This window comes from Sphingomonas sp. CBMAI 2297 (genome assembly GCF_029870595.1).
Taxonomy (GTDB): domain Bacteria; phylum Pseudomonadota; class Alphaproteobacteria; order Sphingomonadales; family Sphingomonadaceae; genus Sphingomonas.
On record NZ_JAPDIR010000002.1, the window covers coordinates 294,437 to 312,646 of the forward strand.

Annotated in this window: 18 protein-coding genes and 1 tRNA gene; 12 read left to right on the forward strand and 7 right to left on the reverse strand. The window is 66.8% G+C overall.

The features are described 5' to 3' along the window. Positions 1 to 114: 114 nt before the first annotated feature. Complete coding sequence (locus tag OMP43_RS04155; RefSeq protein ID WP_280278472.1) at positions 115 to 1,224, reverse strand: DUF3089 domain-containing protein; 1,110 nt, start codon at positions 1,222 to 1,224, stop codon at positions 115 to 117. 173 nt (positions 1,225 to 1,397) lie between these two features. Here OMP43_RS04155 and OMP43_RS04160 point away from each other — a divergent pair, with 173 nt between their 5' ends. The 7 genes from OMP43_RS04160 (at position 1,398) to OMP43_RS04190 (ending at position 8,835) form a co-directional block, all read left to right on the forward strand. Continuing rightward, complete coding sequence (locus OMP43_RS04160) at positions 1,398 to 3,179, forward strand: DUF4153 domain-containing protein (RefSeq protein ID WP_280278473.1); 1,782 nt, start codon at positions 1,398 to 1,400, stop codon at positions 3,177 to 3,179. A gap of 42 nt (positions 3,180 to 3,221) precedes the next feature. Further along, positions 3,222 to 3,509, forward strand: a complete 288-nt coding sequence (gatC, locus tag OMP43_RS04165) for an Asp-tRNA(Asn)/Glu-tRNA(Gln) amidotransferase subunit GatC (RefSeq protein WP_280278474.1) — start codon at positions 3,222 to 3,224, stop codon at positions 3,507 to 3,509. Further along, a complete protein-coding gene (gatA, locus tag OMP43_RS04170) occupies positions 3,509 to 4,993 on the forward strand; it encodes an Asp-tRNA(Asn)/Glu-tRNA(Gln) amidotransferase subunit GatA (RefSeq protein WP_280278475.1) in 1,485 nt (494 codons plus the stop codon). The genes gatC and gatA overlap by 1 nt, the downstream gene beginning before the upstream one ends. A gap of 174 nt (positions 4,994 to 5,167) precedes the next feature. Beyond that, a complete protein-coding gene (gatB, locus tag OMP43_RS04175) occupies positions 5,168 to 6,673 on the forward strand; it encodes an Asp-tRNA(Asn)/Glu-tRNA(Gln) amidotransferase subunit GatB (protein WP_280278476.1) in 1,506 nt (501 codons plus the stop codon). A 56-nt stretch (positions 6,674 to 6,729) separates the two neighbouring features. After that, the gene (locus OMP43_RS04180; RefSeq protein ID WP_280278477.1) at positions 6,730 to 7,290 is read left to right on the forward strand and encodes a hypothetical protein; all 561 of its coding nucleotides are present in this window, start codon (positions 6,730 to 6,732) and stop codon (positions 7,288 to 7,290) included. Next, positions 7,290 to 8,195 carry a hypothetical protein gene (locus OMP43_RS04185; protein ID WP_280278478.1) on the forward strand — a complete coding sequence of 302 codons (906 nt, stop codon included), beginning with the start codon at positions 7,290 to 7,292 and terminating at the stop codon, positions 8,193 to 8,195. The genes OMP43_RS04180 and OMP43_RS04185 overlap by 1 nt, the downstream gene beginning before the upstream one ends. A 13-nt stretch (positions 8,196 to 8,208) precedes the next feature. Next, positions 8,209 to 8,835 (forward strand): peptidylprolyl isomerase, encoded by a 627-nt coding sequence (locus OMP43_RS04190; protein ID WP_280278479.1) that lies wholly within the window; start codon positions 8,209 to 8,211, stop codon positions 8,833 to 8,835. Here the strand turns inward: OMP43_RS04190 and OMP43_RS04195 are convergent. Next, complete coding sequence (locus tag OMP43_RS04195; protein WP_280278480.1) at positions 8,774 to 9,184, reverse strand: hypothetical protein; 411 nt, start codon at positions 9,182 to 9,184, stop codon at positions 8,774 to 8,776. The two genes, OMP43_RS04190 and OMP43_RS04195, sit on opposite strands and share 62 nt — an antisense overlap. Further along, complete coding sequence (locus tag OMP43_RS04200; protein ID WP_280278481.1) at positions 9,181 to 10,110, reverse strand: acyl-CoA desaturase; 930 nt, start codon at positions 10,108 to 10,110, stop codon at positions 9,181 to 9,183. Before OMP43_RS04200 ends, OMP43_RS04195 begins: the two co-directional genes overlap by 4 nt. A gap of 89 nt (positions 10,111 to 10,199) precedes the next feature. On the opposite strand from OMP43_RS04200, the gene OMP43_RS04205 reads away from it, so the two are divergent. Further along, positions 10,200 to 10,526, forward strand: coding sequence for a metalloregulator ArsR/SmtB family transcription factor (locus OMP43_RS04205; RefSeq protein WP_280278482.1), 327 nt, complete (start codon positions 10,200 to 10,202; stop codon positions 10,524 to 10,526). Here OMP43_RS04205 and OMP43_RS04210 read toward each other — a convergent pair. Genes OMP43_RS04210 through OMP43_RS04220 form a run of 3 tightly spaced genes read right to left on the reverse strand, consistent with a single transcriptional unit; the run spans position 10,523 to position 11,616 of the window. Further along, positions 10,523 to 11,242 carry a Crp/Fnr family transcriptional regulator gene (locus OMP43_RS04210; RefSeq protein ID WP_280278483.1) on the reverse strand — a complete coding sequence of 240 codons (720 nt, stop codon included), beginning with the start codon at positions 11,240 to 11,242 and terminating at the stop codon, positions 10,523 to 10,525. The genes OMP43_RS04205 and OMP43_RS04210 overlap by 4 nt on opposite strands. A gap of 12 nt (positions 11,243 to 11,254) precedes the next feature. After that, positions 11,255 to 11,422 carry a hypothetical protein gene (locus tag OMP43_RS04215; RefSeq protein ID WP_280278484.1) on the reverse strand — a complete coding sequence of 56 codons (168 nt, stop codon included), beginning with the start codon at positions 11,420 to 11,422 and terminating at the stop codon, positions 11,255 to 11,257. Beyond that, the gene (locus OMP43_RS04220) at positions 11,419 to 11,616 is read right to left on the reverse strand and encodes a hypothetical protein (RefSeq protein ID WP_280278485.1); all 198 of its coding nucleotides are present in this window, start codon (positions 11,614 to 11,616) and stop codon (positions 11,419 to 11,421) included. The genes OMP43_RS04215 and OMP43_RS04220 overlap by 4 nt, the downstream gene beginning before the upstream one ends. Before the next feature lie 112 nt (positions 11,617 to 11,728). Between OMP43_RS04220 and OMP43_RS04225 the strand changes: the two genes are divergently transcribed. Beyond that, positions 11,729 to 11,813, forward strand: a tRNA-Leu gene (locus OMP43_RS04225). Positions 11,814 to 11,883: 70 nt separating this feature from the next. Further along, complete coding sequence (tig, locus tag OMP43_RS04230; protein ID WP_280278486.1) at positions 11,884 to 13,476, forward strand: trigger factor; 1,593 nt, start codon at positions 11,884 to 11,886, stop codon at positions 13,474 to 13,476. A gap of 186 nt (positions 13,477 to 13,662) precedes the next feature. Here tig and OMP43_RS04235 read toward each other — a convergent pair whose 3' ends face one another. Beyond that, positions 13,663 to 14,250 carry a DUF4328 domain-containing protein gene (locus OMP43_RS04235; RefSeq protein WP_280278487.1) on the reverse strand — a complete coding sequence of 196 codons (588 nt, stop codon included), beginning with the start codon at positions 14,248 to 14,250 and terminating at the stop codon, positions 13,663 to 13,665. 95 nt (positions 14,251 to 14,345) lie between these two features. Between OMP43_RS04235 and OMP43_RS04240 the strand changes: the two genes are divergently transcribed. Beyond that, positions 14,346 to 15,272 carry a glycosyltransferase family 2 protein gene (locus tag OMP43_RS04240; protein WP_280278488.1) on the forward strand — a complete coding sequence of 309 codons (927 nt, stop codon included), beginning with the start codon at positions 14,346 to 14,348 and terminating at the stop codon, positions 15,270 to 15,272. Between the two features lie 321 nt (positions 15,273 to 15,593). After that, entirely contained in the window at positions 15,594 to 18,194 is a 2,601-nt protein-coding gene (locus OMP43_RS04245) for a TonB-dependent receptor (RefSeq protein WP_280278489.1), read from the forward strand. Positions 18,195 to 18,210 lie beyond the last annotated feature (16 nt).

An 18,210-nucleotide genomic window follows, 5' to 3' on the forward strand; every position in this document is an offset into this window, starting at 1 on the left:
TTCTAACCAAAATCGTCATCCCCGCGAAGGCGGGGATCCGGGATAATGGAGCGATGTCCTGCTTGGCTCCGGACCCCCGCCTTCGCGGCGATGACGGGATGGGCGGCGCGGTCCCTAGAACGGCCAGAACTTGCGCCGGGCCTTCAATCGCCGCTCGGCATCGGCGCGGACATTGGCCCAGAACAGGCTGTAGTCGAACACGTGATAATTGTTGCCCGGCAGCACATAGGGGCCGAGGTCCGGCGGGCTGTTGCCGATCATCAGGAAGCCGCGCCCGTCGCAGCGCGCGGGGACGAGGTTCTTCTGAAGCACGGCACTGCTCAAGTCCCTGCTCGGCAGCAGGCCGCCGAGATTGGCCTCCACGGGCGCGCCGTCATTGGGCTTGCCGGTGAGCGGATTGGTGCAGACCATCGGCGTGCCCTTGCGCGGCTGGCCGGTGAAGCCGTTCGTCTGGTCGAAGGTGTCGACGATCAGCGAGGGATCGGCGGGCTCGGCGAAGCTCTGCCAGGAAAGGATGCAGCCGGCCTCGTCGGGGCCCGAGCAGGCGGGAAGGCCCATCTTCGGCAGGTCGGCGGTGATCGAGACCGGCCAGCCGACCACATAGGCCGCGACGATTCGCTTCGCGAGCGGCTTGCCGGCGACGCGGTCGACGAGCAGGCGGCTGAGGTGGAGCGCGCCCTGGCTGTGGCCGGCAAGGATGATCGGGCGGTTGCCGGCTTCCTTGAGGAACTGGTCGAACGCCGCCAGCACGTCGCGATAGGCGAAGTCGAGCGCCTGCTGCGCCTGGGTCTTGCTGGTGAGGAACGCGCCGAAAGTCGCCTGGCGGTACCGCGGCGCCCAGACCAGGCCGGAGGAATTGAAGGCGCTCGCCTGGCCGCGCAGGAACAGCTCGGCCCGGGCATTGGCGGCAACGTCGTTCAGCGGGGCGTTCCACTGGGTGCGATCGAGGAACGAGGTCGGATGAACGAAGAACACCGCGGCGGGCGGGTTCTCCGCGGGCTGGAAACCCTCCGGGGCCCATAGCGCCGGATTGCCGGGCTTGTCCGGGCGGGCGAGCCAGAGATCGGCCTTGCCATAATCGCCGGGCGCGGAGAGCCGCGCCACTTCCACGCTCGGCACCATTGCCTGGCGAAGCAGCTCGATGCCCCAGAAACGATAGGCGAAGGTGGCGGCCAGTGCGAGCACGATGAGTCCTACTACGAGATAGAGAAATTTCCGGGCCAAGCCCATCTCCATTGTGCAATGCAGCATAGAGCCGATTTGTTGCAATCGCATTCCCGTGGGGCACGATTGCCGGGGATGCAACCATACATGCGCGATGCAGCCATTCTGCACCGGAAATCCACTTTACCGCCCTGGACGGATGCGAGAGCATCGCCCGCGAGGGGAGAGGGCGGATGGACGAGATCGAGATGCAGGCGGCGGACGAGGCTGCCGTGGCGGCGGGGGGCTGGGCGCTTCGGCCGCTGCTGCTGGCCGGGCTGGGGCTGGCGACCGGGATCGCGGCGCAGCTGATCCTGGGCGACAGCGTGAACTATCGCATGGAATGGAGCGCGTTGCAGGCCGCCTCGCTGATGGGCGTGACGCTGTTCGCCGCGATGATCGGCTTCACGATCGAGCGGCGGCTGTGGTGGGCCTCGATCGCGTTCGGCGCGGTGGTCGGCGTGGCGGCGGGGTTCGTCACCTGGTGGAACGGCGCGCCGGGCGGGTGGAGCGCAAGCGAGGGCTGGCGCACGATGAGCCTGTTGCTCGCCGTGGCCATCGCCGCGCCGCTGTTCCAGGCCGCGCGCGACGAAGGCGCGCCGCGCACCCCCTATGCCGCGGTCCATGACTATGCCTGGCAGAATGTGGTGCTGTGGTTCGCCTGCTGGCTGTTCGTGCTCATCGTGTGGATCATGGCCTGGCTGCTCGCCAGCCTGTTCCAGCTGATCAAGATCGAGCTGCTCCACGAGCTGCTGATGAAGAACTGGTTCGTCCGCGCGCTGATCGGCCTGGCGTTCGGAGCGGCGCTGGGGCTGTTGCGCGAGCATGACACCGTGGTGCGGCTGCTCCAGCGTGTCGTCGCCACGGTGCTGGCGGTGCTGGCGCCGGTCCTTGCGATCGGGTTGGGGCTGTTCCTGCTCGCGCTGCCGTTCACCGGCCTCCAGGCGCTGTGGGACGCGACTTCGGCAACCACGCCGCTGCTGCTGAGCTGCGCGGTGGGGGCGCTGATCCTGGCCAATGCGGTGATCGGCAACCGGCTGGAGGAGGAGCGGCGCAACCCGCTGCTCCGCTACGGCGCGATGCTGCTGGCGGCGGTGATCCTGCCGCTCGCGGCGCTGGCGGCGATCGCGACGGGACTGCGCGTGGGCCAATATGGCTATACGCCCGAGCGGCTCTGGGCGATCGTGTTCGTGGGGATCGCGATCCTCTATGGCGCGGCCTATCTGGGATCGCTGGTGCTGGGGCGGCTCGCCTGGACCGCGCGTGTGCGCCCGGCGAACCTGGCGCTTGCCTTCCTGCTCTGCGGCCTCGGGCTCCTGCTCGCCACCCCGCTGGTAAACTTCAATCGCATCTCGACCGATGATCAGGTCGGGCGGCTCGAATCGGGCAGGATCGCGGCCGCGAAGTTCGACTGGGCCGCGCTCGCCTTCGACTTCGGCAAGCCGGGGCGCGATGCGGTGGAACGGCTGCGCCGGTCGAGGAATGCCGCGATCCGGGGCAAGGCGGAGCAAGCCGCCAAGGCGGAGAGCCGCTGGGATCTCGCGGGCGCCGCGGAGACTCCCCAGCGTTCGGGCCCGAAATCCGGAGTGCTGGACAATGCCCGCGTCCTGCCGGAGGGGGCGAGCGCGCCCAAGGGGCTGATCGATCTGCTCGCCGACAAATATCAATGCCGCCAGGGCAATCTGTGCACGATATTCCTCGCGAACCCGGCGGAGGCCGTGGTGTTCGAGGACAGTTGCTATGCGGGAATGCTGGACGAGGGCGGCAAGGCCGGGAGAATCGTCACCTATTGCGGCGGCGATCGTTTCGTGCTGGCGGACGGCGCATGGAAGGATGCCGGCGATCGCTACGTGCCGAGCGCGGAGCAGCGCGCGCAGATCGCGGCCGGCTATCCGGCGGGGAAGGTGGAGATTCGCCCCGTCGCGCGGCGGCAGGTCTTTGTCGGGGGCGTGCCTGTGGGCGAGCCCTTCGAATAAGCGGCGCTTGAAGGCGGGAGGCGCGGCTGTTAGGCGCCTCCCATGTCCGTCGATACCGCAACCGTGAAGAAGGTGGCGAGCCTCGCACGCATCGCGATCAGCGATGCCGATGCCGAGCGCCTCGCGCCCGAGCTCAACAACATCCTGGGCTGGATCGAGCAGCTCGGCGAGGTCGATACCTCGTCGGTCGAGCCGATGACCGCCGTCATCCCCAACACGCTGCGCCTGCGCGAGGACGTGGTGACCGAGGGCAACCAGCGCGACGCCGTTCTGCGGAACGCGCCGCAGGGCGAGCACGGCTTCTTCACCGTGCCGAAGGTGGTCGAATGATGAGCGACATCACCGATCTGGGCGTCGCGAGCCTTCGCGACGGCGTTCGCGGCGGCAAGTTCTCCGCGCGCGAAGTCGCCGACGCGTTCATCGTCAAGGTGAGCAAGGGCAAGGCGCTCAACGCCTTCATCGTGGAAACCCCCGAGCACGCGCTCGCCGCCGCCAAGGCAGCCGATGAAGCGATCGCCAGGGGCGAGCCGCTCAAGCCGCTTTCGGGCGTGCCGCTGGGCATGAAGGACCTGTTCGCCACCAAGGGCGTGCAGACCACGGCGGCCAGCCATATCCTCGAAGGCTTCGAGCCGGTCTATGAATCGACGGTCTCGCAGCGGCTGTGGGACGCGGGCGCCGGCATGCTCGGCAAGCTCAACATGGACCAGTTCGCCATGGGCTCGTCGAACGAGACGAGCTATTTCGGCAATGTCATCTCGCCCTGGCGGCGCGGCGGCGGCGACAATGCCCCGCTGGCACCGGGCGGCTCGTCGGGCGGCAGCTCGGCGGCGATCTCGGCGCGGCTCGTGCCGGGCGCGACCGGCACCGATACCGGCGGCTCGATCCGCCAGCCCGCGGCGTTCACCGGCATCGCCGGCATCAAGCCGACCTATGGCCGCTGCTCGCGCTACGGCGTGGTCGCCTTCGCCTCCAGCCTCGACCAGGCCGGGCCGATGGCGCGCGACGTGCGCGATTGCGCGATCCTGCTCGAGAACATGGCGGGCTTCGATCCCAAGGACTCGACGTCGCTCAACCTGCCGGTGCCGAAATGGGAAGAGGCGCTTTCGGGCGACCTGACCGGCAAGAAGATCGGTATCCCCGCCGAATATCTGATCGACGGCATCCCGACCGAGATCGCCAAGCTTTGGGAAGCGGGCATCGCCTGGGTGAAGGATGCCGGCGCCGAAGTGGTCGAGGTGTCGCTGCCCCACACCAAATACGCGCTGCCGGCCTATTACATCATCGCGCCGGCCGAGGCTTCGTCGAACCTCGCCCGCTATGACGGCGTGCGCTATGGCCTGCGCGAGCTGGCCGAGGGGCAGAACCTGCAGGAAATGTACGCGGCGACGCGTGCGGCCGGGTTCGGCGACGAAGTGAAGCGGCGCATCCTGATCGGCACCTATGTGCTGTCGGCGGGCTTCTACGACGCCTATTTCACGCAGGCATCGAAGGTGCGCAGCCTGATCGCGCGCGACTTCGAGAATGCCTTTTCGATGTGCGACCTGCTGCTGACCCCGACCGCGCCGAGCGCCGCGTTCGCGCTGGGCGAGAAATCGGCCGATCCGATCGCCATGTATCTCAACGACGTGTTCACCGTGCCTTCGAGCCTGGCCGGCCTGCCGGCGATGAGCGTGCCCGCGGGGCTGGACGCCGGCGGCCTGCCGCTCGGCCTGCAGATCATCGGCCGTCCGCTCGACGAGCAGGGCGTGCTGAATGCCGGCCTGGCGATCGAGCAGCGCGCGGGCTTCGTCGCGCGGCCGGAGCAATGGTGGTAGGGGAGTGATCCATTGGGTCGCCCTTCTGGACGGTCTGGTCACGCTTCTGAGCGATGCCAGGCCGCCGAAACGATCCGATGATCTTCCCGCACGACGCCGTACCAGACCCGAAGCTGCGCAAGCGGAGCCAAGGGTCAGACATCGACTATTCAGACGTTCCGAGAGTGGACCAAAATGACTGAATCCACCTACCGCATCCAGGGCGAAACCGGCGAATGGGAGGTCGTGATCGGCCTCGAAGTCCATGCGCAGGTCACCTCGAACGCCAAGCTCTTCTCGGGCGCGGCCACCAGTTTCGGGGCGGAGCCGAACAGCCAGGTGAGCCTGATCGACGCGGCAATGCCGGGCATGCTGCCCACGCCGAACCGCGAGTGCATCCGCCAGGCGGTGCGCACCGGCATGGCGATCGGCGCGGTGATCAACAAATGGTCGCGCTTCGACCGCAAGAATTATTTCTACGCCGATCTGCCGCAGGGCTATCAGATCAGCCAGCTCTTCCACCCGCTGGTGGGCGAGGGGCAGATCGAGATCAGCCTGGACGACAAGGACCCCGAGGCCAACGTCAAGACGATCGGCATCGAGCGGATCCATGTCGAGCAGGACGCCGGCAAGCTGATGCACGACCAGCACCCGTCGCGCTCCTATGTCGATCTCAACCGCGCCGGCGTGGCACTGATGGAGATCGTGTCCAAGCCCGACATGCGCTCGCCGCAGGAGGCCGGCGCATATCTGAGCAAGCTGCGCGCGATCCTGCGCTATGTGGGCAGCTGCGACGGCAACATGGACCAGGGCTCGATGCGTGCCGATGTGAACGTCAGCGTCCGCAGGCCGGGCGCCGAGTTCGGCACGCGCACCGAGACCAAGAACGTCAACTCGGTCCGCTTCGTCATGCAGACGGTGGAGATCGAGGCGCGCCGCCAGGTCGAGGTGCTGGAGAGCGGCGGCAAGATCGTCCAGGAAACCCGGCTGTTCGATCCGGACAAGGGCGAGACCCGGTCGATGCGCTCGAAGGAAGACGCGCACGACTATCGCTATTTCCCCGATCCCGACCTGCTGCCGCTTGAGCTGGACGACGCCTTTCTCGCGGAATGCCGCGCCAGCCTGCCCGAGCTGCCCGACGCCAAGCGCCGCCGCTATGAGCAGGCGCTGGGGCTGAGCGCCTATAATGCCGCGACGCTGACCGCCGACGCGGACACCGCGCGCTGGTTCGAGGCACTGCTGGCCGAGAGCGCGCGGGTGCAGAGGAAGGGCGAGAACGAAGTTGCCCGCGCCGCGGCCAACTGGCTGCTCTCGGACCTTTACGGCGCGCTCAACCGGCTTGGCAAGGATCTGGACGCGAGCCCGGTCAGTCCCGAACAGGGCGCCGAGCTGCTGGCGCTCGCCGCGGACGGCACGCTTTCCGGCCCGCTCGCCAAGCAGGTGTTCGAGATCATGCTGGAGACGGGCGAGCCGGCAGGCAGGATCGTCGAAGAGCGCGGGCTCAAGCAGACCAGCGACACCGGCGCGATCGAGGCGGTGATCGCCGAGGTGCTGGCCAAGAATCCCGGTCAGCTCGAACAGTATCGCGGCGGCAAGGAAGCCCTGTTCGGCTTCTTCGTCGGCCAGACGATGAAGGCGATGGGCGGCAAGGCCAATCCGGCCGTGGTCAACGAACTGCTGAAGAAGGCGCTGGCGGGCTGAGGCCGTTGCCATCCCCCCGCGCGCGGATCATAGTCGGCGCCAGGGGGGAGGGGATCATGCGGACATCCTTGTTGGCTTTGTCGCTCGCGGCGTTGCTGGTGCAGGCGCCCGCGCCCGCCCGCGCGCAGGACATGGGCGGCCTGCCCGATCCAGGCGCCATCCCGATTCCCGATCTGTCGGGCGGGCGGGATCCGGCGGTCGTCAGCAATGGCTGGAAATATTTCTATTACTGGCGGGCGGATACCAGCTTTGCCGCGGCGTTCGCGGATTTCTCCGAATGCTATCGCTTCATGCCGGTGGCGAATTCCAGCCCGGGCGTGCCGATGTTCGCGCCGTGGGAGGACAAGCCGGCGACCGAGATCGTGACGCGGGGCATCCAGCCCTATGGCCTGGTCGGCGCGGTGATCGGCGAGATCGTGGCGGGCCCGCTGGTCCGCCGTGCCCACCAGTCGCGGCTGCGCCGCTGCATGGAGCCGCGCGGATATCAGCGCTATCCCTTGCAGGAGCGCCGCTGGGAGCAGCTCACCGACAATTTCTCGCCGGCATCGATCGCGATGCAGGCCAAGGCCGCGTCGGGCCCGGCGCCCGATGGCCTGCCGCTTCCGGAGGATCGCTGATGCTGCGCCTGTTCACCGCGATCGCGCTGCTCTCCGCCACGCCGGCCATCGCCCAGGCGCCCGTCGACGAGATGGTGGAGATCGAGGCCGGTGCGCCGATCACCATCCGCCCGGACCGGGCCTATCTGGTCCTGCGCGTCCACAAGCCCAAGGGGGCGCCGAAGTTCGAGCCGGTCTTCCTGCGCGTCCCGACGGCGCGCGAGATGGACGGCTATCGCGCCGCCAGGGCCGAAGCCTTTGCGAAGGCCGAGCCCGGGCTGGCGAAGGATCGCGAGAAGGCTTTGGCGAAAAAGGCCGCGGCGGAAGGCGCCGGCCAGAAATTCTCCGGCCAGATTCCGCCGGTTCCTTCGCTCGATGCCTTCAACTTCAGCTATGGCGGCATCCTCAACGTCAACGCCGTCGACAACAAGCGCCCGCTGGTTCGCGGGGATCCGGACAGCCTGTTCCTGGTCGAGACCGTGCCGGGCGATTTCGTGCTCTATGGCGCGTCCTGGGCGATGGGGCCGGCGGGGCTGCACATCTGCTTCTGCCTGGGCACGGTGGGGTTCACCGCCCGTCCCGGCGAGGTGCTCGACCTCGGCATCTTCTATGCCGACCGGGCCAAGTTCAAATCCGAAGTCCCGGAGCTGGCCGCCGAAACCGGCTTCGGGCCGAGCAGCGACACGCCGGGTTACCTGATCGCCGGCACGGTGCGGCCGGTGGCGCCCGGCGGCCCGGTGCCGCCCGTGCCCGCCAATATCTCGGTGAAGCCGGTCGAGTATCGGGCGGTCGGCAAGTTCTTCAATCCCAATGCCAGCGGGATCAACCGGCTGGTTCCCGTGCCGGGCGTGCTCGCCTATCAGGGCGGGAAGGTGATTGACGTGAAGACCGGGCGCGAAGCATCAGGCGCCTATCCCTTCCGCTGATCGAGGAGAGGTCATGCTTCGCCTGCTATGTGGCTTGATGAGCCTGTTGCTCGCCGTCCCGGCGCTGGCCCAGACGCCGGCGCCCTCGTCCGCGCCGGCCCCGGTTCCCACCTTGCCCCGTGTCGCGCTGGTCACCAGTGCCGGCACGATCACGGTGGAGGTGGACAATGTCCATGCGCCGATCAGCGGGAACAACTTCCTGCGCTATGTCGACCAGAAGCGTCTCGACGGCGCACCCTTCTACCGGGTCGTGAAGGTGCAGGACCATTTCGGCTTCGTGCAGTTCGGCGTGAACAATGCGCGGGGCAAGGTGCTGCCGCCGATCAAGCATGAGCCGACCACGCTTACCGGCATCAAGCATACCGATTTCACGCTTTCGACCCCGCGCCGCGCGCCCGGCACCGCCGCGGGCGACTTCACCATCCTGCTGGGCGACCAGCCTTCGTTCGACGCCGATCCGAGCAAGCCGGGCGACAATCTCGGCTATGCGGCCTTCGCCCATGTCGTCGACGGCAGGGATGTGGTGCTCAAGATCTTCGACGCCCCCAATTCGGCCACGGCCACGCTGGGAGGCTATTTCAAGGGCGAGGTTCCGGCGGCACCGGTGAAGATCCTGACGGCGCGGCGGGTGGCGAACTAGCGCGCAGGTGCCACCAGAAGGCGAATCCGCCTGCAATTCCCGCCGAAGCATAGCAGAATGGCGGCAGAAGCGGGTGGCCGCCGGCTGGTTCGTCGAGCCACGACATGCCGGCAATCGCGGCGACAAGACCCGCGAGCGGCGCCATCCAGCCGCGCGCGATGCCGAGGCGGTGGAGTAGCCGGTAGAGCGGCAATGCCACCAGCCCGCCGACCATGACGGTCAGCAAATAGACGAACGGGAAGACAAGGAAGCCGAGGAAGCCGAGCGCGACGCACAGGACGAGCGTCGCGGCCAGCGCGGCGATCAATATGCCGGCGCAGGCCCGACCGAGCGGGAAGGGCGATTTCATATGTGCGCCTCCACCAGCTCGGCACGGGGCGGCAGGCTGGCGGGAGTGCGGATGTCCCAGGCCAGGCCGAGCGCTTCCAGCAGGCGGATGAAGACGAAGCCGGGGTCGCTCTGGCCGGGGTAGAGCCCGATCCGCGCCGAGCCGGGAAAGGCATGGTGGTTGTTGTGCCAGGCCTCGCCCATGGTGATGAAGCCGGCCCAGGGCACGTCGTGCGCCTGCACGCCGGCGCCCTGCACGATCCAGCTTTGCGGCCCGCGCGTATGGGCGAGATGGCCGACCAGCCAATGGCCATGGACGCAGATGAATACGCGTGCGCAGACCCCCCAGACCACGAAGCTCCAGCCCCCGGCCCAGAAGAGCAGTGCCGCGATCGGCAGCTGCTGGGCCATCCAGTTCGCTTCGAGGAAGCGATAGAAGCGATCCCGGCCGGCGCGGCCCAGGTCGAAGCGGGGCGGGCTGTCGAGCTCCAGCCGGCAATGGAGCTGCCACCACGCATCGCGCGCCACGCCGCCCGCATGGCTGAGATAGGGGTGGCATCGCGGCTGGCGCTGCGCCCAGTCGCGCAGGTCATGTGTGCGGATGATCCAGTGCGGTCCGCTCATCCCCACGACAGTGCCGGACCAGACCAGGACGCGCTCCAGCCAGAGCGGGCAGGCGAAGCTGCGATGGATCAGCCGGCGATGGAAGCCGACCGAATGGCCGAGCAGGAGCGTGACGCCGGTGGCAGCGACGAACACCAGGAAGGCGGCGGGCGTGAAGGTGAGGGGGCCGAGCACCAGGGTCGCCGCCATCATCCCGCCGTTCCACAGCGAATGCACCGGATCCCAGGCCACGCGGCCCTGAACGGGATTGGCGCCGGGAGTTTCGATCAGGCTGTTGACGGCATGGGCATTGCTTCGCGTTGCATCAGGCGCGGCAAATGGCATGGACTCACCCCTTAGGTAATTAAGTCACTGCCTAATCAGTATCGCGATTCCACTGGAAGGCAATGAATGAATCACTTAAATAATCCCGCATGCAACGCGTCTTCGAAGCCCTGTCGTCCACCGTGCGGCGCAAGATCCTCGCCTATCTCAGCCATGCCGAGCTGACTGCGGGCGAGATCGCCGCGCGGTTCGACATCTCCAAGCCGGCGGTTTCCCAGCATCTGGCAGTGCTCGAGAATGCCGGCCTGGTCGCGAGCGAGAAGCGCGGCCAGTACGTCCATTACCGGCTGGTGGCGGACAATCTGGCCAACACGCTCAATTCCTATCTGCAGGAAGTCTGCCCGGTCTCCAAGCCGTTGAAGGGCGAGAGCGCCGAGATTGCGCGCAAGCGGGGCGAGGATGCCGGCGGACCCTAGTTCGCCGGCCGATCGATATACAGGTAGAGCGGATCGAACTCGGCAACTGCTTCCAGCCCCGGCCGATCATGGATCGTGACCCGGCCGCCGCGAAAATCGGCCAGGCCCGCCTCGCGCAATTCGCGCAACACGCGATTCACATGGACCCCGGTAAGGCCCAGGCACTCGGCGAACTGGTTCTGGGTGATCGGCAGGGCGAAACTGCTGCCTTCCGCCGCGCCGACGGCGAGCAGCCGCGACTGCAGCTCGCAGAGCAGATGCGCGGCGCGCTCGATCGCGTTGCGCCGGCCGAGCGAGACTTCCCATTCGCGGTGGATGCTCGCGTCGAGATTGGTCGAGAACCAGAAGGCACGCGTGAGCCCCGGGAAGCGGCTGGTGATCTCCGTCACCCTGGCATGCGGCGCGCGGGCGATGCGGCAGGGCGTTAGGGTGATCACATTGTGATCGAGATAGCCGAGCGTATAGCCGTGCAGATCGGCGAAATCGCCCGGCACGTGCAGATGGGTGATCTGGCGCTGGCCGTTGCTGAGGTCCTTGTAGCGCGCCAGCAGCCCGTCGAGCAGCAGGATCGAGCTGTTCAGCCGCTCGCCGCGGCGCACGATCACCTGCTCGGCCGCATGGGCGAACGGCCCCTGCAGCGCGGCGCGAAGCGCTTCCTCCTCCGGAACGCTGATTTCGCAGCGCAGCCGGAGCTTCTTCAGATGCTTGTCGATCATGATGGCCGGGAGTTATTGCTGGTCCGAATCCTGGTGCCGCATGACGCGGGTGCGGCCCGATGTCGCTACGGGCTCCATCGGCGAACGGCGGCCGGCGGGGCTCCCCGGGGCGCTGCCGTCCCGGGTTTCGGTGATCTGCGCGAGATCGAAGGGCGGGTCTTCACGATCATTGTCGTTCATCCTCTCTCTTCCTGTCGGGCAATCGGCTGGCCGGGCGCGGGCACCGCGGGCGTGGCCGGCTGTGGTGCTGGCACGTCGATGTCCGGCGCCGGCGGATCGAGTTCGGGAGGCGGGCTCGTCGGCTCGCCCGGGCGCGGCGCCGGGGGTTGCTCGGCGGGCGGCACGGTGGGCTGGACGGGCGGCTCAACAGGCACGATCAGTCTCCTTGTTTCGGTAGACCAACGCTTCGCGTCGCGATGAAGTTGCCTGCGCCCTTGCGATGAAGGCCCCGACTGCTATAGAGCCCGCCGACCGGCGGTGCCCTATGCGGGCGTGGCGGAACTGGTAGACGCGCCAGATTTAGGTTCTGGTATCGAAAGGTGTGGGGGTTCGAGTCCCTTCGCCCGCACCAGCATCGCCGCTCGTTTCCCGCGTCACCGGACGCCGCGAGACCTTTTCTGAAGTTTGGAAGCCTGAGAAAAATGCAGACTGTCGAGACGTTGAACGAGGGCCTGAAGCGCGCCTACACGCTCAAGATCACTGCCAAGGACATCGATTCGAAGGTCGATGCCGAGGTCAAGCGGGTTGCCCCGCAGGTCCGCATGCCGGGCTTCCGCCCGGGCAAGGTGCCGACCAACCTGATCCGCAAGATGCATGGCGAGGCGATCGCGCAGGACGCGCTCAACAGCTCGATCCAGGAAGGCGTGCAGAAGCTGATCGCCGACCACAAGCTGCGCCCGGCCGTGTCGCCGTCGGTGAGCCTGGAAGGCGAATATGCGCCCGGCGGCGATGCCGAGATCAAGGTCGAGCTGGAGGTCTTGCCGGACGTCCCGACTCCCGCGATCGACGGCCTGAAGCTCGAGCGCCTGACCGTTCCGGTCAGCGAGGAAGAGGTGAACACCCAGCTCAAGCAGCTGGCCGGCCAGCAAAAGGCCTGGGCCGACGCGCCCGCCAAGCACAAGGCTGCCGAGGGCGACCAGGTGACCATGGACTTCGCCGGCACCGTCGACGGCGTCGCCTTTGACGGCGGCACCGGCACCGACATGTCGGTCGAGATCGGCACCGGCCGCCTGATCCCGGGCTTCGAGGACCAGCTCGTCGGCGTGAAGACCGGCGACGAGAAGACGATCGACGTCGCCTTCCCGGCCGATTACGGCGTGCCCGACCTGGCCGGCAAGCCGGCGCAGTTCGCGCTCAAGATCACCGCGGTGAAGACCGCCGGCGAGACCGAGATCAACGACGATTTCGCCAAGACGCTGGGCCTGCAGAGCCTGGAGCAGCTCACCGGCCTGCTCAAGGGCCAGCTCGAGCAGCAGCTGGGCGGCCTGACCCGCACCTATATGAAGCGCAAGCTGCTCGACCAGCTGGCCGCCGGCCATGACTTCGAGGTTCCGCCCTCGATGGTCGATGCCGAGTTCGACCAGATCTGGCACCAGCTCCAGCACGAAGCCGAGCACGAGGCCGATCCGGCCGCGGCGAAGGAGGAGCTGGAAGCCGAGCGCGCCGATTATGTGAAGATCGCCGAGCGCCGCGTGCGGCTGGGCCTGCTCCTCTCGGAGATCGGGACCGCGAACGGCGTCGAGGTCACGCCGAACGAGATGAACCAGCTGATCGCGCAGGCCGCTGCCCAGTACAGCCCGAACGATCGCGAGCGCTTCTACCAATATGTCCGCAACGAGCCGATGGCCGCCGCCCAGCTGCGCGCGCCGCTGTTCGAGGACAAGGTGGTCGACTTCCTGTTCGACAAGGCCGAGATCAGCGACCGCGAAGTGACCCGCGAGGAGCTGGAAGCCGCGATCGAGAGCGATGACGGCTTCGACACCGGCACCCACACGCACGATCACGACAACCACAAGCCGCGCAAGTCGAAGAAGGCGGAAGCCGGCGAGGGCGAGGCCAAGGCCGAGAAGAAGCCCGCCGCCAAGGCGAAGAAGGCCGACGCCGAGCCGGCCGAAGCCGAGGCGGCCAAGAAGCCGGCCGCCAAAAAGGCTCCGGCCAAGAAGGCGGACGATGCCGAGGGCGAGGCCGAGGCCAAGCCCGCCAAGAAGGCGCCGGCGAAGAAGAAAGCCGACTGAGGCCCTTCTCCTTCGAGGGAAATGCAAGGCCCTCGCTCCCTGGCGGAGCGGGGGCCTTTGCTTTTAGGGGGGAGGGACTGCCCGAGGCCCGAGGACGGCGACCGGCGCGGGGCGCGGGCGATCCCCTGGATCGTGGCTATAGCGGCGACCGGGTTGGCCGGATGCGCACGCCGATCGCGCCGATCTTCAGGCGAAGACCCGGGCGAGTTCCGGTCCACGCAGGCGGGCTTGCGCGGCCACGATCTCACGCAGCATCTGGATGGCGACCAGTGCGAGGGCGACGTCGGCAACGCCCTGCGCCCAGAACCCGGCCTGATCGTCGCCGCGCGTGAAGATCATGGCGATCGCGGCCGCGAAGCCATGGAGGAGCCACAGGCCCCACCAGATGGCGACGATCGGCTCGTTATGGCCAAGGTCCTGGCGGCCATGGCTGGCATTCCACAACTCGCGCATGCCCTGATAGGGCACGAACAGATTCGCGATCGGCACCGCGAACCACCAGATGCGCGCGCCCGGGGTGAACTCGAGCGCGTCGAAGCCGAAGGCGATCAGGTTGCGGCCGGCGCGATGGATCCACATGCAGAACAGCACGATAGTCGCGAGCTTGATCAGCGCGGCGATCCCGTTGAGGCCGTCGGCGTTGGGCGCGATCACGGCGGAATAGAAGACGGGGAACAGCCGCGCGCCGCCGAACAGCAACGGCTTGTAGAACGCATCGATGGTCACCATCGCGATGACGGCCGGCGTCAACAGCCCCAGGCTTCGTATTTCCATGCGTTACCCCCTTCGTGGAAGATGCGCGGGGCCTTGCGGCTTGCCAAGGTGAAATTGGTGTCGAACGGTAACCATTTCCGCCCTATGGCTGGCACATGAGCAAGCCGACCGTCGCCGTTATCCTGCCCTGCTACAATGAAGAAGCCGCGATCGCGCAGACGATCGAGGGGTTCCGCAAGGTGCTGCCGGATGCGGCCATCTACGTCTATGACAACAACAGCCGCGACCGGACGATCGAAGTCGCGCGGGCGGCCGGCGCGGTGGTCCGCGGCGAGCGGATGCAGGGCAAGGGCAATGTCGTCCGCCGGATGTTCGCCGATGTCGAGGCCGACATCTATGTGATGGCGGACGGCGATGCGACTTATGATCCGGCCGCGGCGCCCGCCATGGTGGCGCGGGTGGCCGAGGAGGGGCTCGACATGATCGTCGGCACGCGCGTGCACGAGGCGGCCGAGGCCTATCGTCGCGGGCACGTGCTCGGCAACCGGATGATGACCGGCATCCTCGCCAGTTTGTTCGGCCGCAGCTTCACCGATATCTTCTCGGGCTATCGCGTCTTCTCCCGCCGTTTCGTGAAGAGCTTCCCGGTGCTGTCCGCCGGCTTCGAGATCGAGACCGAGATCAGTGTCCATGCCCTGGAGCTGAAGATGCCGGTGGGCGAGGTGGAGACGCGCTACTTCGCCCGGCCCGAGGGATCGGAGTCCAAGCTCAGCACCTATCGCGACGGTTGGCGCATCCTGAAGACGATCGCGGTACTCTACCGGATCGAACGGCCGATGCTGTTCTTCGGCTGGATCGCCACGGTGTTCGCCGCGCTGGCGGTGGGGCTCAGCATTCCGCTGGCCGTCACCTGGTTCGAGACCGGACTGGTGCCGCGCTTCCCCACGGCGATCCTGGCGACGGGATTGATGATCCTTTCCTTCCTCAACCTGTTCACCGGACTGATCCTGGACACGGTGGTGCGCGGGCGGCGCGAGGTGCGGCGGCTCGCCTATCTGGCGCAGCCGGGGCCGCTCAAATAAGCGCTCCGCGCGAATCGCGATCCGCATGGTCTTGGGAACATCCGATCCGATGAGGTCATGCCTCGCCGGATTGCTTCTCCATGGGTGCATGCCTCTCGGGAGTGGCCGGTTTGTAAAAGAAACTTCGATGGCCACCGCCAATTGATCGGTGATGATTATTTAATCCGTTGGTAGTTTTATTGAATTCATTGTTTGATTTTCGTTAAATGAAACGAAAATGAAAAGATCATTACTTTACGGCTGCTGTCATTGTAACAATAATGCCAACTGCAATGCGTAGGGGCGCCCCGATCAGGAATGAACCTGAGGGGGGTTACCCATATGCAGAACGTTTCCCGCTTCCGTCTGTCGCTGCTCGCGGGCGCGACGCTGCTCGCGCTGTCCGCGGCGCCGGCGCTGGCGCAGGACCAGACGGCGGCGACCGCCGCCGTTCAGGCCGACAACAACGACCAGGGCGGTCTGGGCGAGATCATCGTCACGGCGCAGCGTCGCGAGACCAACCTCCAGCAGACGCCGATCTCGATTTCGGTGCTGAGCACCGAGGCGCTCCAGGATCGCCACGTCCAGAGCCTGTTCAACCTGGCCGACGGCACGGTGCCGTCGCTGCGCGTCGCGACGTTCGAGGCGCGCCAGTCGGCGCTGACCATCGGCATCCGCGGCATCGTTCCCTATGACCAGAACCAGACGGCCCGCGACGGCGGCGTCAGCGTCTATATCGACGGCGTCGCGCTCGGTAAGACCCAGGGCCTCAATGCCGCGCTGTTCGACATCGAGCGCATCGAAGTGCTGAAGGGCCCGCAGGGCACGCTGTTCGGCCGCAACACCGAAGGCGGCGCGCTGTCGATGGTCACCAAGGCGCCCACCGGCGAGTTCGGCGCGCGCATGACCGCCGGCGTCGGCAATTATGGCAGCCGCAACGCGGACATCCATCTCGACCTGCCGGCGTTCTTCAACATCGCGCTGAAGTTCGACGGCGTGTACCAGCACCAGGATCCGACGGTGAAGGACCCGCTCGCGGGCTCGGTCGGCTGGAACTATTATGATCGCAAGGGCGGCCGCGCCGCCGCGCGCTGGACGCCGCTCGAGGGCCTGACCGCGGACTTCTCCTATGACTATGCGAAGGACGAGAACACGCCGCAGTTCAGCCAGCTGATCAACTATAATCCGAACAACTACACCGTCGGCAGCTATACCCCGGCGGGCGGCGCGCTCGGCACCACCCTGTATCTGCCGGGCACCGCCACCGCTTGCGGCGGCACCATCACGGCGGCCCAGGCCGCGGCCGGCCGTCTTCCCTGCGTCGCGCCGCTCGCGCCCGCGGTCGGGGTGCATCCGGAGCGCCAGAAGGTCGCCGATGTCGGCGTGCCGCAGCAGCCGAGCGTCGACATCACGCACGGCTTCACCTCGAACCTGAAGTACAAGGTCGCCCCGGGCCTCGAGCTGCGCTCGATCACCGCGTGGCGCGGCGTCAGCACCGACCAGTGGGACAATTCGGGCGGTCCGGAGCGCAGCACCTATGCGCCGAACGCGAACTTCAGCCGCTACAGCCTGTCGTTCCTGAAGCAGCACCAGTTCAGCCAGGAATTCCAGGCGGTCGGTACCTTCGACCAGTTCGATTTCGTCCTCGGCGCCTATTATTTCACCGAGCACGCGACCGAATATGCCGCGACGCCGCTCAGCAACCAGTGGAACGCCGCCGGCACGGCCTACACCATCCGCAGCCCGATCATCGACAGCTCGGTGACCGGGAACATCAGCTCGGCCAATTCGGGCTATCAGCCCTATGCGCCGTCGTGCAACAACACCCTGGCCGCGACCGTCCCGCAGTTCACGAACAGCTGCCAGTTCATCACTCGCGCCAGCAAGGCCTGGGATCATAACTATTCGGCGTTCGGCAACCTGACCTTCTCGCCGGAAGGCACCGGGCTGCACTTCACCGCCGGCGGCCGCTTCACCAAGGACAAGCGCCATGGCGCGCTCTATGTGGTGAACAACGCGGTGCAGGGCTTTACCTTCGAGAACAGCATCAGCCGCTTCGATCCGATGTTCAACATCTCGTACGATGCGACTCGCGACGTCCACTTCTACGCCAAATATTCGACCGGCTTCCGTGCCGGCGGCGCCAACGACCGGTCGCAGAGCTTCAACGCCTTCGGTCCGGAATCGGTGAAGTCGTACGAGGTCGGGGCGAAGATGGACTTCTTCGACCATCATGCCCGCCTGAACCTCGCCGGCTACATCATGGACCGCAGCAACACGCAGTTCGACTTCGACCTGTTCGATACGGCGGCGACGATCACGCTGCCCAACGGCACCGCGGTCCCCAACCCGACCAACGGCGCGCACATCGAGCAGACCCAGAATGCCGGCAACACCAAGATCCGCGGCATCGAAGCCGATCTGACGGTGAAGCCGACCGCCGGGCTGACGCTGTCGGCTTCCTATGCCTATACCTATTGGAAGGCGCCTTCGGCGGTGAACCCGTTCACCGGCGGCCTGCCGCAGCAGCTCTACATCGTCTATACGCCGAAGAACGCGGCGTCGGGCGCGATCGACTATGTGATGCCGCTCACCATCGCGGGCGGTGCCAATCTGCGCCTGCACCTCGATGCCAACTATGCCAGCAGCCAGTACAGCTTCCAGCTCGAGTCGACCAAGACCGATCCCAGCTTCGTCATGAACGGCCGCATCGCGCTGGCGGACATCAAGATGAACGACAGCGCGCAGGTGACTCTGTCGCTGTGGGCCCGCAACCTGCTCGACAACACCTATATCTATCGCCGGTCGAATGCGAACTCGTCGCCGGTGTACAACTATAATGGCGTCAACCTGGTCTCGACCAACTATGGCGGCATCCTGGGCGACTATGCCAATTTCAACCCGCCGCGTACCTTCGGCGCGGAAGCGAGCGTCAAGTTCTGATCCCCGGTCCCCGGCG

Coding starts and splice junctions, on each gene's coding strand:
- OMP43_RS04160 (WP_280278473.1), top strand. CDS start 1,398: ATGGACGAGATCGAGATGCAGGCGGCGGACGAGGCTGCCGTGGCGGCG.
- gatC (WP_280278474.1), top strand. CDS start 3,222: ATGTCCGTCGATACCGCAACCGTGAAGAAGGTGGCGAGCCTCGCACGC.
- gatA (WP_280278475.1), top strand. CDS start 3,509: ATGAGCGACATCACCGATCTGGGCGTCGCGAGCCTTCGCGACGGCGTT.
- gatB (WP_280278476.1), top strand. CDS start 5,168: ATGACTGAATCCACCTACCGCATCCAGGGCGAAACCGGCGAATGGGAG.
- OMP43_RS04180 (WP_280278477.1), top strand. CDS start 6,730: ATGCGGACATCCTTGTTGGCTTTGTCGCTCGCGGCGTTGCTGGTGCAG.
- OMP43_RS04185 (WP_280278478.1), top strand. CDS start 7,290: ATGCTGCGCCTGTTCACCGCGATCGCGCTGCTCTCCGCCACGCCGGCC.
- OMP43_RS04190 (WP_280278479.1), top strand. CDS start 8,209: ATGCTTCGCCTGCTATGTGGCTTGATGAGCCTGTTGCTCGCCGTCCCG.
- OMP43_RS04195 (WP_280278480.1), bottom strand. CDS start 9,184: ATGAAATCGCCCTTCCCGCTCGGTCGGGCCTGCGCCGGCATATTGATC.
- OMP43_RS04200 (WP_280278481.1), bottom strand. CDS start 10,110: ATGCCATTTGCCGCGCCTGATGCAACGCGAAGCAATGCCCATGCCGTC.
- OMP43_RS04205 (WP_280278482.1), top strand. CDS start 10,200: ATGCAACGCGTCTTCGAAGCCCTGTCGTCCACCGTGCGGCGCAAGATC.
- OMP43_RS04210 (WP_280278483.1), bottom strand. CDS start 11,242: ATGATCGACAAGCATCTGAAGAAGCTCCGGCTGCGCTGCGAAATCAGC.
- OMP43_RS04215 (WP_280278484.1), bottom strand. CDS start 11,422: ATGAACGACAATGATCGTGAAGACCCGCCCTTCGATCTCGCGCAGATC.
- tig (WP_280278486.1), top strand. CDS start 11,884: ATGCAGACTGTCGAGACGTTGAACGAGGGCCTGAAGCGCGCCTACACG.
- OMP43_RS04235 (WP_280278487.1), bottom strand. CDS start 14,250: ATGGAAATACGAAGCCTGGGGCTGTTGACGCCGGCCGTCATCGCGATG.
- OMP43_RS04240 (WP_280278488.1), top strand. CDS start 14,346: ATGAGCAAGCCGACCGTCGCCGTTATCCTGCCCTGCTACAATGAAGAA.
- OMP43_RS04245 (WP_280278489.1), top strand. CDS start 15,594: ATGCAGAACGTTTCCCGCTTCCGTCTGTCGCTGCTCGCGGGCGCGACG.